Origin of the sequence: Acidovorax temperans (assembly GCF_006716905.1) — a bacterium.
Classification (GTDB): domain Bacteria; phylum Pseudomonadota; class Gammaproteobacteria; order Burkholderiales; family Burkholderiaceae_C; genus Acidovorax; species Acidovorax temperans.
In genome coordinates this window covers 78,519-92,608 of sequence record NZ_VFPV01000004.1, presented here as the reverse complement: position 1 = coordinate 92,608, position 14,090 = coordinate 78,519, and the positions used below count along the sequence as shown (strand labels likewise).

10 protein-coding genes are annotated in these 14,090 nt (G+C 68.0%); 7 read left to right on the top strand and 3 right to left on the bottom strand.

The window, feature by feature from the left end:
• Positions 1-9: 9 nt before the first annotated feature.
• Positions 10-1,596, bottom strand: a complete 1,587-nt coding sequence (locus tag BDD18_RS18925) for an ABC transporter substrate-binding protein (RefSeq protein ID WP_142085176.1) — start codon at positions 1,594-1,596, stop codon at positions 10-12.
• A gap of 321 nt (positions 1,597-1,917) precedes the next feature.
• Between BDD18_RS18925 and BDD18_RS18920 the strand changes: the two genes are divergently transcribed.
• From BDD18_RS18920 to pdeM, 5 genes are all read left to right on the top strand, one after another.
• The gene (locus tag BDD18_RS18920; protein ID WP_066691191.1) at positions 1,918-2,136 is read left to right on the top strand and encodes a hypothetical protein; all 219 of its coding nucleotides are present in this window, start codon (positions 1,918-1,920) and stop codon (positions 2,134-2,136) included.
• Between the two features lie 209 nt (positions 2,137-2,345).
• Entirely contained in the window at positions 2,346-3,407 is a 1,062-nt protein-coding gene (locus BDD18_RS18915; protein ID WP_142085671.1) for a ligase-associated DNA damage response exonuclease, read from the top strand.
• Positions 3,404-5,092 (top strand): ATP-dependent DNA ligase, encoded by a 1,689-nt coding sequence (locus BDD18_RS18910; protein ID WP_142085175.1) that lies wholly within the window; start codon positions 3,404-3,406, stop codon positions 5,090-5,092. The genes BDD18_RS18915 and BDD18_RS18910 overlap by 4 nt, the downstream gene beginning before the upstream one ends.
• Positions 5,089-7,881: a ligase-associated DNA damage response DEXH box helicase gene (locus tag BDD18_RS18905; protein ID WP_142085173.1), complete on the top strand. Its 2,793-nt coding sequence runs from the start codon at positions 5,089-5,091 to the stop codon at positions 7,879-7,881. The genes BDD18_RS18910 and BDD18_RS18905 overlap by 4 nt, the downstream gene beginning before the upstream one ends.
• Positions 7,882-7,955: 74 nt before the next feature.
• Positions 7,956-8,693, top strand: a complete 738-nt coding sequence (gene pdeM, locus BDD18_RS18900; protein ID WP_142085171.1) for a ligase-associated DNA damage response endonuclease PdeM — start codon at positions 7,956-7,958, stop codon at positions 8,691-8,693.
• Positions 8,694-8,697: 4 nt separating this feature from the next.
• Here pdeM and BDD18_RS18895 read toward each other — a convergent pair whose 3' ends face one another.
• Positions 8,698-10,071, bottom strand: coding sequence for a hypothetical protein (locus BDD18_RS18895; protein ID WP_244939155.1), 1,374 nt, complete (start codon positions 10,069-10,071; stop codon positions 8,698-8,700).
• Between the two features lie 269 nt (positions 10,072-10,340).
• On the opposite strand from BDD18_RS18895, the gene BDD18_RS18890 reads away from it, so the two are divergent.
• The gene (locus BDD18_RS18890) at positions 10,341-11,174 is read left to right on the top strand and encodes a tetratricopeptide repeat protein (protein ID WP_142085169.1); all 834 of its coding nucleotides are present in this window, start codon (positions 10,341-10,343) and stop codon (positions 11,172-11,174) included.
• Between the two features lie 427 nt (positions 11,175-11,601).
• Here the strand turns inward: BDD18_RS18890 and BDD18_RS18885 are convergent, their stop codons facing one another.
• Positions 11,602-12,879, bottom strand: coding sequence for an MFS transporter (locus BDD18_RS18885; RefSeq protein WP_142085168.1), 1,278 nt, complete (start codon positions 12,877-12,879; stop codon positions 11,602-11,604).
• A gap of 65 nt (positions 12,880-12,944) precedes the next feature.
• Here BDD18_RS18885 and BDD18_RS18880 point away from each other — a divergent pair, with 65 nt between their 5' ends.
• Positions 12,945-13,862: an AraC family transcriptional regulator gene (locus BDD18_RS18880; protein WP_142085166.1), complete on the top strand. Its 918-nt coding sequence runs from the start codon at positions 12,945-12,947 to the stop codon at positions 13,860-13,862.
• Positions 13,863-14,090 lie beyond the last annotated feature (228 nt).

The window sequence follows — 14,090 nt, the reverse complement described above, 5'->3', positions numbered from 1 at the left end:
CTCAGGGGGTTAATTCACTTTTATCAGCCGCCAGTCAATGCGGTTGTCCGGCCGCTGCACCAGCTCCACGTTTTTCTTCATGGCCCAGGCCAGCATCTGGTTGTGCAGCGGGATGTGAACCACCTCGTCATTGTGCAGTTGCAGGCCTTCGGTGAGCAGGCGGTTGCGCACGGGCAGGTCGGTTTCGGTCTTCACGCGGTCCACGATGTAGTCCATGCGCTGGTTGCTGTAGCGGCCCAGGTTGTAGCTGCCATCGGCACCAGTGGTTTTGGTGCGCGCCAGCGACTGCAGGGTGTACAGCGCATCGAACGTGGGCACGCCCCAGCTCAGCAGCGCAATACTGGCCTCGTGCCGCTGGGCCATGGGGTAGTAGGTGACGGCGGGCAGCGTGCGCAGCTTGGCCTTGACGCCGATGCGCGACCACATCGAGGTGATGGCCTGGCACAGTTCTTCGTCCTGGATGATGGCGTTGTTGCTGCAGGCAAAGTCCACCTCAAAGCCGTCTTTGTAGCCCGCATCAGCCAGCAGCGCCTTGGCGGCATTGGCGTCGAAGGGCAGGCGCTTGTCCACGGCTTCTGTCCAGCCGTTGACCAGGGGCGAGACGATGGCGCCAGTGGGTTTGGACAGCCCCCGCATCGTCACGCGCTGCAGCGCGGCGGTGTCGATGGCCTGGTACAGCGCCTTGCGCACGCGCAGGTCCTTGAGCGGGTTCTTGCCCTTGATGTTGCTGCCGGGCAGCTCGTCGCGGAACTGGTCCAGCGCCAGGTACACGGTGCGGTTTTCCACCATCTCCATCACCTTGAGCTGGGGGTTGGCCTTGATGCGCGCCAGGTCCTGGATGCTGGTGTCGCGCACCATGTCCACCTCACCCGACAGCAGCGCGGCAATGCGCGTGGCTTCGGACTTGATGGGGGTGTAGGTGATTTCGGTGACGTTGCCATCCACCTTGCCCGCGTTCCACCAGTGGGGGTTGGCGGTGAAGACGATTTTCTGGTCAGGCACCCATTCCTTCAGCACAAACGGGCCGGTGCCCATGGCGTGGCGGTGGGAATAGGTTTCTTCCTTGCCCTTGATGTCCTTGGGCTCCATCGAGTTGTGCTTCTCGGCCCAGGCACGGCTCATCACGCGCAGCTCGGTCAGCTGGTTGAGCAGCACGGGGTTGGGGTTCTTCAAGAAGATGTCGATGGTTTCGCCGTCCACCTTGGCAATGCGGTCCATGCCCTGGGTGTAGATGGCGTAGGTGGAGGTCTTGCTCATCGCGCGTTGCAGCGAATAGACCACGTCATCCGCCGTCATGGCCGAGCCGTCGCTGAACTTCACGCCCTGGCGCAGCTTGAAGCGCATCTGCGTGGGGCTGACCTGCTGCCACGAGGTGGCCAGCACCGGTTCCACCTTCAGCGTGCGGCTGTTGAACATGACCAGCGACTCGTACACCGCGCCGTGGATGCCGTTGCCCAGGGCACTGTTTTGCGAGTGGATGTCCATGGTCTGGATATCGCTGGAACCAGCCCACTTGAACGGTTTTGCCATGGCGGGCAGAACACTGGCTGCCAGGGCAACGGTGGCCGCCGCCAGCACAGAGCGCTTGAATTGCATAGCCTCAATTCCTTGGTAAGGAGGGTTGAATGAAAGGAACGCTGAATATGCGGCAGCCCGCCCCGGCGCCCAAGCCCCTGCACGCCCAGTGTGGCAAGAGTGTGTCTTGGTCCGGTAGCTGATTGCACGCAAACCCACGCTGGGGTAGGCGCCACCGCTGCGCTGCGGCCCCGGCTACACTGCACAGCGCAGGGCGAGCGGCGTGCAGGGCTTATGCACCAAAACACCCTGTAGCGCTTATCCTGATTGCGCAACCAGCTATTAAAACAGTAGCAAAAATCTCCAGCACGATCCACACCGCTTTTTTCCACGGAGTTACGAATGACCCCCCTGAGCTTGCACCGCAGCGCTTTCCTGGTCCTTCTGTGCGGCGTGCTCACCGCCTGCGGGGCCGAGGTGGCCACCACCGCCGTCACGGCCACCAAGTTGCAGGCCGAGCAAGCCAAGCAGGCCACCGCGCAGGCCGAAAAGATCAAGGCGGGCCTGGCCGAGGCCACGCAGCGCACGGAAGCCGCTGCCTCGGCCGCTGACAGCCAATAAACGCCGCGAACCAGACTCCCTCCCCCGCCTGAGGCAAGCGAGGGACCCACGGGGGCTGTGCGCGTACCTGTTCGCGTACATATCCGCGCACCTTCACCAAGAATCGGCGCTGGCCCACACGCGGCGGCGCAGCGGCGGCTACGATGGCCTGGCCGGTTGCAGCCTTGCCCGGCCATGCCCCGCGCGGCTGCGCGCTGCGCCCCGTCACCATGCCCAACGATCTTGTCGTCCTGCGCCCAGAGGGGCTGTACTGCCCAGCGGGTGATTTCTACATCGACCCCTGGCGGCCCGTGGAACGCGCCGTGCTCACCCACGCGCATTCGGACCACGCCCGGCGCGGTTCGGCCCATTACCTGGCCCACACCGACAGCGCGGGCACGTTGCGCAACCGGCTGGGCGCAGACATCACCCTGCAGACCCTGGCCTACGGCGAAGCCATCACGCACCAGCGCGTGACGGTGTCGCTGCACCCGGCCGGGCATGTGCTGGGCTCCGCCCAGGTGCGCATCGAGCACGAAGGCCAGGTGTGGGTGGCCTCGGGCGACTACAAGCTTGAAGACGACGGCACCTGCCCGCCATTTGAGCCCGTGCGCTGCCACACCTTCATCACGGAATCCACCTTCGGCCTGCCCATTTACCGCTGGCCCGCGCAGCCCGTGCTGTTTGCCGACATCAACGCCTGGTGGGCCGCGAATGCCGCGGCGGGCAAGGCCAGCGTGCTCTACGCCTATGCGTTTGGCAAGGCGCAGCGGCTGCTGTACGGGGTGGATGCCAGCATCGGGCCCATCGTGGTGCACGGCGCGGTGGAGCCGCTCAACGCCGTGTACCGCGCAGCCGGTGTACCGCTGCCGCCCACGCACCGCGTGACGGACCCGCAAATCACCAAGGCCGACCTGCGCCGCGCTCTGGTGATCGCACCGCCCTCTGCCGCAGGCACGCCCTGGCTCAAGCGCTTTGGCGAACATTCCGACGCATTTGCCAGCGGCTGGATGCTGGTGCGCGGCGCCCGCCGCCGCCGGGGCGTGGACCGGGGCTTTGTGATGAGCGACCACGCCGACTGGCCCGGCCTGCAAAAGGCCATTGGCGCCACGGGGGCCGAGCGCATCATCGTCACCCACGGCAGCACCGAGGTGATGGTGCGCTGGCTGTGCGAGCAAGGCCTGGATGCGCAGGTGTTCGCCACCGAGTACGGCGGGGACGACAACGAAGACGACACGGACGCTGCGGCCGAGCAGCCGGCCAGCGCCCCTGCCGCAGAGGCCGCGCCATGAAGCAGTTCGCCGCCCTCTTCCAGGCGCTTGATGCCACCACCGCCCAGTCGGCCAAGCTGGCCGCGCTGGTGGCCTACCTGCGCGTGGCCGCCCCTTGCGATGCTGCCTGGGCCGTGTACTTTCTGGCCGGTGGCAAGCCGCGCCAGATGGTGCCCACCAAGCGCCTCAAAGCCCTGGCGCAACAGGCTGCGGGCCTGCCCGAATGGCTGTTTGACGAAAGCTACGAGGCCGTGGGCGACCTGGCCGAAACCATCGCCCTGCTGCTGCCCCCGCCCACCGAGCCCGCTGATGTGCCGCTGGCCGAGTGGATGGCGCAGCTGCTGCCACTGCGCTCCCTGCCGCCCGATGAAGCCGACGCCCACCTGCGCGCGCAGTGGAACCGGCTGGCACCCGAGCAGCGTTTGGTGTACTTCAAGCTCATCACCGGCAACTTCCGCGTGGGGGTGTCGCACCTGCAGGTCACGCAGGCACTGGCCACCGTGAGCGGGCTGGACGCCAAGCGCATCGCCCACCGGCTGATGGGCTACACGCAAATCGGCCGCCAGCCCCAGGCCGCCGACTACGCCGCTCTGGTGGCACCGGCCGAAGGCGATGCAGACCAAGCCACCGATGGCGCTGCCGGTCACCCTTACCCCTTCTTTCTGGCGCACCCGTTCAACCAGCCGGTGGCCGACATGCCCACGCTGCTGGGTCCGGTGGAGGACTGGCAGGTGGAATGGAAGTGGGACGGCATCCGCGCGCAGATCGTGCGGCGCGCCGGGGCCGTGTGGGTGTGGTCGCGTGGCGAAGAACTGGTGACCGACCGCTTCCCGGAACTGGCCAGCGCCGCGCTGCAAAGCCTTCCAGACGGCACGGTGATCGACGGCGAAATCCTTGTGTGGTTGCCCGGCGAACCCGCCCCGCGCCCCTTTGCCGACCTGCAAAAGCGCCTGGGCCGCAAAACGCTCACACCCAAGCTGCTGCGCGAACTGCCCGTGGTGCTGGTGGCCTACGACCTGCTGGAACACGCGGGGCAGGATGTGCGCGAGCAGCCCCAGCAAGCCCGGCGCGCGCATCTGGAGGCCTTGCTGCAGCCGCCCTCCACCACCATCGGCGAAGCCCCGGCAGGCGCGCTGCGCCTGAGCCCGCTGCTGCAGGGCGCTGACTGGCAGGACCTGGCCCGCCAGCGCGAAGCAGCACGCAGCCTGGGCACCGAGGGCTTCATGCTCAAGCACCGCCACGCCCACTACGGCGTGGGCCGCACCAAGGACGTGGGCGTGTGGTGGAAGTGGAAGATCGACCCCATGAGCGTCGACGCGGTACTCATCTACGCCCAGCGCGGCCACGGGCGGCGCGCCAGCCTGTACACCGACTACACCTTCGCCGTGTGGAACGGCCCACCCGAGGACCCCAACCGGCAACTGGTGCCCTTTGCCAAGGCGTACTCGGGCCTGACGGACGCCGAGATTGCGCAGGTGGATGCCATCATCCGCAAGACCACGCGCGAGAGCTTTGGCCCTGTGCGCAGCGTGCAGGCCACGCAAGTCTTCGAGCTGGGCTTTGAAGGCATTGCGCGCAGCCCGCGCCACAAAAGCGGCATTGCCGTGCGCTTTCCGCGCATGCTGCGCTGGCGGCAAGACAAACCCGTGGCCGAGGCCGACACCTTGCAGACGCTGGCCGCGCTGCTGCCAGAAAGCAGCGCATGAGCGAAGGGGCCGCAAAGCGCTGGATGGCCGCGCGGGGCTGGCAGCCGTTTGCCTTCCAGCAACAGGTGTGGCAGGCCATGGCCGAAGGCCGCTCGGGCCTGCTGCACGCTACCACCGGCGCGGGCAAGACGTACGCCGTGTGGCTCGGCGCTTTGGAGCATTTTTCGGCTCTGGCGCCCGTGGATATTGCGCAAGCAGCTCCTAAAAAAGAAGCAAACAAGCCCCCGCCGCTCACGGTGCTGTGGATCACCCCCATGCGCGCGCTGGCGGCCGATTCGCTGCGCGCCCTGCAAGAGCCCCTGCCCGACCTGGCCCCGCACTGGAGCAGCGGCCTGCGCACCGGAGACACCGCCAGCGGCGAGCGCGCCGCGCAAGACCGGCGCCTGCCCACGGTGCTGGTCACCACGCCCGAAAGCGTATCGCTGCTACTGGCCCGCGCCGATGCGCGCGAGCGCTTGGCCAGCGTGCAGCTGGTGGTGGTGGACGAATGGCACGAGCTGGTGGGCAACAAGCGCGGCGTGCAGGTGCAGCTGGCGCTGGCGCGCCTGTCGGGCTGGAACCCGCGCCTGCAGGTGTGGGGCATGTCGGCCACGCTGGGCAACCTGCCCGAAGCGCTGGCCACGCTGATGCCTGCCCTGCCGCCGCGTGCACCGCGCCGCGCCCAACCCCTGCTGGTGCAGGGCCGCATCGACAAAGCGCTGCAGGTGCAGGTGCTGCTGCCCGAACGCGTGGAGCGCTTTGCCTGGGCCGGGCACATGGGCCTGTCGCTGCTGCCGCAGGTGGTGCAGTCCATCGAGGCCAACGCGTCGACGCTGGTGTTGCAGCACCCTTCGGATGCCGAAGATGGCACGCCGCCACCGGCCCACGGCGCAAGGCGCAGTCCGCCGCCAATACCGCAAGTATTGGCAAGGACTGCAACGCCGCGAGGTGGGGCGATGGCAAGTGGCAACCGGCATGCGAGGGGTGGTGCAACACTTCTCTTCACCAACACCCGCTCGCAGGCCGAGCGCTGGTACCAGGCGCTGCTGGAGGCGCGGCCCGACTGGGCGGGCACCATTGCCCTGCACCATGGCTCGCTCAGCGGCGAGGTGCGCGGCTGGGTGGAGGCAGGGCTCAAAGCAGGCACGCTCAAGGCGGTGGTGTGCACATCGAGCCTGGACCTGGGCGTGGACTTTTTACCGGTGGAGCAGGTGCTGCAGATCGGATCGGCCAAGGGCGTGGCGCGGCTGGTGCAACGCGCAGGCCGATCGGGCCACGCGCCGGGGCGCACCAGCAGCATCACGCTGGTGCCCACGCACAGCCTGGAACTGGTGGAGGCCGCCGCTGCCCGCCAGGCGCTGGCCGAAGGCCGCATTGAAGACCGCCACACGCCCCGCGCGCCGCTGGATGTGCTGGTACAGCACCTGGTGACCATCGCCCTGGGCGGCGGTTTTGTGCCCGATGCCCTGCTGGCCGAGGTGCGCCGCGCCCCGGCCTACGCCACCTTGGCCGACAACGACTGGCAATGGGCGCTGCAGTTCGTGCGCCGGGGCGGCGCCTCGCTGGCCAACTACCCCGACTTTCACCGGGTGGTGCCCGACGAAGACGGCGTGTGGCGCATGCCCGATGCGCGGCTGGCGCGGCGCCACCGCAGCAACATCGGCACCATCGTGAGCGACGCCAGCATGCAGGTGCAGTTTGTGAGCGGCGGGAAGCTGGGCTCGGTGGAAGAGAGCTTCATCGCACGCCTCAAACCCGGCGATGTGTTCATGTTTGCCGGCCGCCTGCTGGAGCTGGTGCGCACGCAGCAGATGACCGCTTATGTGCGCACCGCCCCCGGGGGCAGCGCCGCGCTGCCGCGCTGGAACGGCGGGCGCATGCCGCTGTCGAACACGCTGGCCGATGCCATGCTGCGCCAGCTGGAGCAGGCCGAGCGCGGCGTGTTCGCATCGCCCGAGATGCGCTGCGCGCAGCCCTTGCTGGCGCTGCAGGATGCGTGGTCGGCCCTGCCCACGCCCAGCCGCCTGGTGGCCGAGGTGCTGCACACGCGCGAGGGCTGGCACCTGTACCTGTACCCGCTGGCGGGGCGGCTGGTGCACCTGGGCCTGGCCGGGCTGCTGGGCTGGCGCGCGTCGCAGCAGGTGCCCAACACCTTCTCCATCGCGGTCAATGACTACGGGCTGGAGCTGCTGTCGGCCAAGCCGGTGGACTGGGCCACACTGCTGCCGCGCCTGATTGGCGAAGGCACACACACCACCATCGGCAGCGGGCTCGAAGACGAGGTGCTGGCCAGCCTGAACGCCACCGAAATGGCGCGCAGGCGCTTTCGCGAAATTGCGCGCATCGCCGGGCTTATCTTTCAAAGCCACCCGGGCGAGCAGCGCAGCAGCCGGCAGTTGCAGGCATCCTCCTCGCTGTACTACGACGTGTTCGCGCAGTACGACCCGGACAACCTGCTGCTGGCCCAGGCCCGGGCCGAGCTGCTGGTGCAGGAGCTGGACATGGGCCGCCTGGCCCAGACCCTGCAACGCATGAAGGCCCAGCAACTGTCCGTGCACACGCTGGAACGCCCCACGCCCTTTGCCCTGCCGCTGATGGTGGAGCGCTTTCGCGAACGGCTGAGCACCGAGAGCCTGGGCGACCGGCTGGAGCGCATGGTGCAGGCGCTGGAAGTGGCCGCAGACGACACCATGGGCACGCGCCTGGCACCAACGCGCGACACCACCCACTGGGGCCTGCACCGCGATGCGCCCGAGCGCACCGCCCGCACACGCGCCACGCGGCCACGCCGGGGACGGCACGGGTTCTGACCCCGCGGCCGGGGCCATTGCGCCACCCCGGCACACACGGCCACGGCCACGGCCATCGGTATGCTCGGCGCTCCATGGCTGCCTTGACGTCACCCACCACTGCCCCCTGCCCACCCACACATGCCAATCCAGCGGGCGCGTGCCCCCTGACGCTGCCCTGCGGCACAGTGCTGTGGCTGCTGCCAGGGCGCGCCGTGTGGTGGCCCCAGGCCCGCAGCCTGTTCGTGGCCGATGTGCACTTTGGCAAGGCGGCCAGTTTTCGCCATGCGGGGCAGCCCGTGCCCACGGGCACCACGGCCGAAAACATCGCCCGGCTGGATGCGCTGCTCACTGCCACTGGTGCACAGCGGCTGGTGTTTTTGGGCGACTTTTTGCATGCGCGCAGCGGTGCGCAACCCGCCCTGTGGCAGCAACTGCGCGGCTGGCGGGCTCGACACGCGCAAGTGGCCATGGACTTGGTGCTGGGCAACCACGACCGCCATGCGGGCACCCCGCCCGCTGACCTGAACATTGCCTTGCAGGAAGAGCCCTGGGCCCCAGTGCCTGGCGTGCCCTTGCGGGCAGCGCACCACCCGCAGGCCGTGGCGGGGCACACCGTGCTGGCGGGGCATTTGCACCCCTCGGTGGTGCTGCACGGCCCGGCGCGGGACCGCATGCGCCTACCCTGTTTTGCATGGCAGCCAGGGCCACCAGGGCTGCTGGTGCTGCCCGCCTTCGGCGCCTTCACCGGCACGCACGCCAACGCCCTGCCCGCGGGAGCACAGGCCTATGCCATTGCCGGTACGCGGGTGGTGCAGGTGCCCGGCGGTTGATGGATCACTGCGGCGCCCTTTCGGGCACGCGGGTGTTCAGCGCCGCGGGGCTGTATTCCGGCACAAAAGCGCAGCCCTTGCCAAAGGTGGCCTCCAGCGCCGGGCATTGGCTGGCAATGCTGGCGGGCGTGGGCCGGGTGCCGTCTTCCACCCAGCGCAGCAGGGCCGCCATCAGCGTGGGGTAGGTCGGGTCGCTCAGGTAACTGTGGCTGCTGTGCCGCGTGAAGGTCTGCACCAGATGGCCGCTGGTGCCCGCCTGCTCCATCGTGGTTTTGAATGCGGCATCCAGTTCCACGAACGCGGTCGCGTCGTCGATGCCTTTGACGGTGAGCACCGGCACAGGGATGCGGCCGGTGGGGTCGGTGTCTTGCGCGAAGCGGGCCAGCGCTGCCGGGTGGGCCCGGTAGCGCAGCACACCGGCGTTCAGTGCTGCATCGTCATCAGAGCCCCGGTAGAGCACGCCTTCGTTGCCAAAGGGGCTGGCGCCCCCGGTGCGGTGCTGCACCACGTCGCGAAAGTGGAACGTCGCCCAATTCATGTGGCCCTGGATGGAGCTGGCCGGAATGCGGATGACGTCGGTGATCACCTTCACGCGGCGCTGCTGCTCGGGCGTGCGGGCAGATGCGGGCTTGTCCAGCCCCAGGCATTCATTCACGCGCACGGCCAGATCGGCCGGGGTCAGGGTCGCATCAGCGGGCAGGCCGATGTTGATCGGGTATTGCACCTCAGTGGGCCGGGGGTGGTTGTTGCAGAGGTACTGGTAGACCACGCGCAGGTCGGTACGAAAGTCGTACGAACGCGAGCCCCCGGCCAGCACACCGCTGGTGAGCAACACGGCGTCATACGGGCGCTGGCCTTGGGTTGTGGAAGTGAACATCTCGGCCCCCCGCGCCGCCACGCTGGCACCCCACGACTGCCCGTGCAGGATGGTGCGGCGCGGCTGCGCCACATGGCCCAGAAAGATCTGCCGCAGGCGCTCGGTGTCCTCGGCCGCTGCACGCACTTCCACGCCGCCCTGGCGGAAGGTGCTTCCCGCCCATGCATAACCGGCCTTGACCATGATGGCCCAGCGCTCCAGGTCTGCCGCCGAGCGTTCGGGCCGAGGCGCACCCAGAGCTGGCCCACCGTGGGCGTGCAGCACCAGGTGGCCGTTCCACTGGTGGGGCATGGCGATGAGGTAGTAGGCCCCCGCAGAATCCTGCCCCGCCAAGCAACGGGCCAGGGCCGCGAGCGCCGGTGGGCAGGCCGCAGCCACGGGCGGGGCTTCTGACGTTTTCGCAGGCTTGGGCGACAAGGGCGCACAGGCGGCGGCAGCCAGCGCGACGCCGGTACAGGCCCAGCGCGTGGCGGCAGAGTGAATCCAATGGGGTGCAGGCATAGGCGCGGCTCCGGGGGGCGGGAAGAAGGGCCATCGTAGGGAGCACATCCATGCGCGTCAAACCGCGCCGTGCGCTGCGCCCGGGCAACACCGGGCACTCATGCGCATGTAACGGTTGGCAACCGCTGTGCCGCTACGCCACGGCGCGGGCACACTTCCACCACGCCGCAGCCACGGGGCCCTGTCACCGTGCGCGGGTGGCAACACCAGGGCGTTCACATCCTTCACAACAACGCGGCAGCGCGAGGAGCGCCAAGCCGCTTCAAACCATGCACTTCCAACGTTCACGTTTTCTTCCCTGGATTTCTGCAGCCTGCCTGGGCGCCGCGCTGCTGGCCGGCGCGGCCTGGGCCGGCACCGCCGAAGGCGTGCGCGCCTACGACCGGGGCCAGTTCGCCCTGGCGGCCAAAGAACTGCAACCCGCCGCTCAGGCGGGTGACCCCGATGCGCAATTTCACCTGGGGCTGATGCACGACTTTGGCAAAGGCGTTCAGCTAGACCACGCCAAGGCGGCCGCGCTGTACCGCAAAGCCGCCGAACAAGGCCATGCCGACGCGCAATACCACCTGGCCGTTTCGTACGACGACGGCGAAGGCGTGCCGCAGGACTTTAAACAGGCGGTGTACTGGTACACCCAGGCCGCCAACCAGGGGCTGGCCAAGGCCCAGTACAACCTGGGCGTTTCGTACGACAAGGGCGAAGGTGTAGCCAAGGACCACCAGATGGCCGCCCAGTGGTACCGCAAGGCGGCCGACCAGGGCGACTCGGACGCGCAATACAACCTGGGGGTGGCGTACGACGAAGGCGAAGGCGTGCCACAAGACCACCAGCAGGCCGTGGCCTGGTACCGCAAGGCGGCCGCACAAAACCATGTGCGCGCACAGTTCAACCTGGCCGTGTCTTATGACGACGGCGAAGGCGTGGCGCAAGACAAGAAGCAGGCCGTGCACTGGTACACCAAGGCCGCCGAGCAAGGCGATGCCGATGCGCAGCAAAACCTGTCTGTCATGTACGCACGCGGCGAAGGCGTGGCCCGCGATGCGGCCAAGTCCCGCTATTGGGCACGCAAGGCGCGGGAGTCACGGGCGCGGGGTGAGGATTGATGGGATGTGAGGGCCTCGTTGGAGTCCCCTTTTTACCGGGCGATGAGAAGTGGTCGGGTGCAATGTGTGGACGGTCTTGGATGTCGAAGATCGAAGCACCTCGTGCAACCAACCGTGAATATTAAGACGGCTTGGGGTCGAGAGCCGACTGACGCCACACCCACCGTGAACGTCGGCAGCCAGCCTGAAGCTGCCATCCGGGCAACCATTCTCACCGACCGCTCCTGGCCGAAACCGGCCTCCCAACTATTGATCCGGCAGGCTTTATTCGTAAACCTTGCTCGGGCTGAGGTGTCGAAGCCCCTCGACGGGCTCAAGTTGAACGGCATCTGGACTCTGCAATAAACCGTGCCGGATCAATATAACGAGCACATCACCATCGAAGGTGCCGAAGGGGGCGCAAAACGAGGCCCCCCCAATCACACCCTCACCCCGCCGTCACCGCCGCTGGCCGCGCCATCCGTGCCGCGAGCCCCACCCCCACAAACGCCGCAGACACCACACTCAGCGCCAGCGTAGCGGCAGAGCCGAAGAAGATGCCTGAGGTCATGCCCCGGTCCAGCATGGCGCCGAACACGGGGGCGGCCAGGCAAAAGCCCAGGTCCAGGCCTGAGTACACGGTGCCGTACACACGGCCCGTGGCGCCGGGTGGCGCGGCACGCTTGATGAGCATGTCGCGCGAGGGGCCGGCCAGGCCCGTGCCCAGGCCAGCGATGGAGGCCACCACCAGTGCTGCCATGCCGGGCAGCAGCCCTGTGGCCACCAGCGCCAGCAGCGCAGCAGAGCCGAGCAGGCAGACCGAGATCACTTTCTCCAGCCGCTGCACGCGGCCGACCAGAAAGCCGCCCACCACCATGCCGCCCGCGCCGCACAGCATGTAGCCGGTGACTACCATGGCCGTGAGGCTCAGGGGCAGGCCGTACATGGACTGCAGCGCGGGGCTGGCAAAGCTCTGGATGGCGCTGAGGGCGCAGGTGCTCCAGAAGAAGAACGAAAAGCACAGCCACACCGAAGGCAGCTTGAGGAAGGCCATGGGATGCTCGGGCTTGGCAGCCTGCGCACTGGCGGCGCCCTTGGCCTGGTGGGCCCATTCGCCCTGGCGGTCGTCCAGCGCGTCGCGGTTGATCACCATGATGGCCAGCACCAGCAGCGCAAACGCCGCGCCGCACAGGCTGGCTGTGCGCCATGAACCCGTGGCCGTGGCAATGCCTGCCATGAACACTGGCGCCGTGGCCCAGCCCAGGTTGCCGCTGATGCCGTGCACCGCAAAACCGTGCCCCAGCCGCTGGGGGGATACGCGCTTGTTCAGGATGGTGAAGTCCACCGGGTGGAAGGGCGCGTTGCCCAGCCCGGCCAGGGCTGCAGCCACCACCAGCCCCCCATAGCCCTGCGCAGTGCCCGCCACCAGCCCAGAGGCCGCAAAGCTCGACAGCGCAAAAAACATGATGGGCCGCGCGCCCACCCGGTCTACCAAAAAGCCCGACAGGGCCTGGCCCACCCCGGAGATCACGAAAAACACCGACACCAGCACCCCAAGTTCGGAATAGCTGAAGCCGAACTCGGCGATCAGCCACGGGAACAGTGGCGGCAGCAGCATGTGAAAGAAGTGCGAGCTGCCATGGGCCAGGCCCACCAGCCCGATGGTGCGGGCGTCTTGCCGAAACGGCACGGCGGCAGATGAATTGCCAGAGGATGCAGAGGTCATGGGGTTGATCTTAGGCACGCCGGACTCGGCAGTTTGACGATAGCCGGTCAATTACTATCGCAAACATGCCAAAACCTGCAACAACCTCCAGCGCCCCTCGTCAGGCGCCCGGCGCACCAGCGCCACGCCGCGCCCGGCGCCCGGTGGCGTATGTCGATTCACTGACCCCGCACTTGTTTGTGCCCACGGCCCAGCGCCCGGTGCGCGCCAAGGTGCGCCAGTTGCGGGCCGACACGCGGGTGATGCCGCACAGCCACCCGTGGGCACAGGTGGCCATCTCCACCACCGGCGTGATCCAGCTCACGGTGGACCGGGGCACCTACATCGTGCCGCCATCGCGTGCGCTGTGGATACCGCCGGGCATGGAACACGCCGTGACGATGGTGGAAGACGCCGAAATGCGCACGCTGTACTTTCACCAGCCGCGCGGGCGCTGCGGCCCAGCGGCCTTGGGCGAGCGCACTGCGCCACACGGGCAGGCTGCGTGGCGCCAGTGCCGGGTGCTGGAAGCCTCAGACCTGCTGCGCGCCGTGGTGCGTGAAATGCCCACCACCCCGGACGACGGCCCACCGCCCAACGCAGCCACGCTGCTGCGCGAACGCCACCTGAGCGCGCTGCTGTGCGACGAGCTGGCCCGCGCAGCGCCCGTGAAGCTGGGCGTGGACCTGCCCCACGACAAGCGCCTGCGCCAGTTGTGCGAAGCCGTGCTGGCCGACCCCACGCGCCACACCACGCTGGAGGCCTGGGCGCAAGACACGGGCGCCAGCCTGCGCACGGTGGCGCGGCTGTTTCGTACCGAGCTGGGCAGCACCTTCACGCAGTGGCGCCAGCAGGTGATTCTGGCCAAGGCGGTGTCGCTGGCGGCGGGCCGCATGCCTGTGGGCCAGATCGCCACCGAACTGGGCTACAGCCCCAGCGCGTTCAGTGCGATGGTGCGCAAGTCGGTGGGGCAGCCCCCGGCGCAGTTTTTGGGGCAGCGGTAGCGGTCACCTGGCCCTCATTCCATTTCCCAATCATTCCTGACCAGGCGCGAAGCCGCAGACAGTGCTAAAGCACGGCAAGGCGAAGCAACAACGTCAGGGGTGATTTAGAGCGGATAACAAAACCCAGCGCAGCGGTTCTGGCTAGGCGCCGCGTCGCAGGCAGTACGGGTAGTACGACAAGACACGGCAACGACGCCAGAAGGGTTTTGTTAGCCGCTCTTAGAAATG

Bases quoted from the DNA above. Each gene is read 5' to 3' on its own strand.
- BDD18_RS18925 (WP_142085176.1), bottom strand. From the start codon at position 1,596: ATGCAATTCAAGCGCTCTGTGCTGGCGGCGGCCACCGTTGCCCTGGCA.
- BDD18_RS18920 (WP_066691191.1), top strand. From the start codon at position 1,918: ATGACCCCCCTGAGCTTGCACCGCAGCGCTTTCCTGGTCCTTCTGTGC.
- BDD18_RS18915 (WP_142085671.1), top strand. From the start codon at position 2,346: ATGCCCAACGATCTTGTCGTCCTGCGCCCAGAGGGGCTGTACTGCCCA.
- BDD18_RS18910 (WP_142085175.1), top strand. From the start codon at position 3,404: ATGAAGCAGTTCGCCGCCCTCTTCCAGGCGCTTGATGCCACCACCGCC.
- BDD18_RS18905 (WP_142085173.1), top strand. From the start codon at position 5,089: ATGAGCGAAGGGGCCGCAAAGCGCTGGATGGCCGCGCGGGGCTGGCAG.
- pdeM (WP_142085171.1), top strand. From the start codon at position 7,956: ATGGCTGCCTTGACGTCACCCACCACTGCCCCCTGCCCACCCACACAT.
- BDD18_RS18895 (WP_244939155.1), bottom strand. From the start codon at position 10,071: ATGCCTGCACCCCATTGGATTCACTCTGCCGCCACGCGCTGGGCCTGT.
- BDD18_RS18890 (WP_142085169.1), top strand. From the start codon at position 10,341: ATGCACTTCCAACGTTCACGTTTTCTTCCCTGGATTTCTGCAGCCTGC.
- BDD18_RS18885 (WP_142085168.1), bottom strand. From the start codon at position 12,879: ATGACCTCTGCATCCTCTGGCAATTCATCTGCCGCCGTGCCGTTTCGG.
- BDD18_RS18880 (WP_142085166.1), top strand. From the start codon at position 12,945: ATGCCAAAACCTGCAACAACCTCCAGCGCCCCTCGTCAGGCGCCCGGC.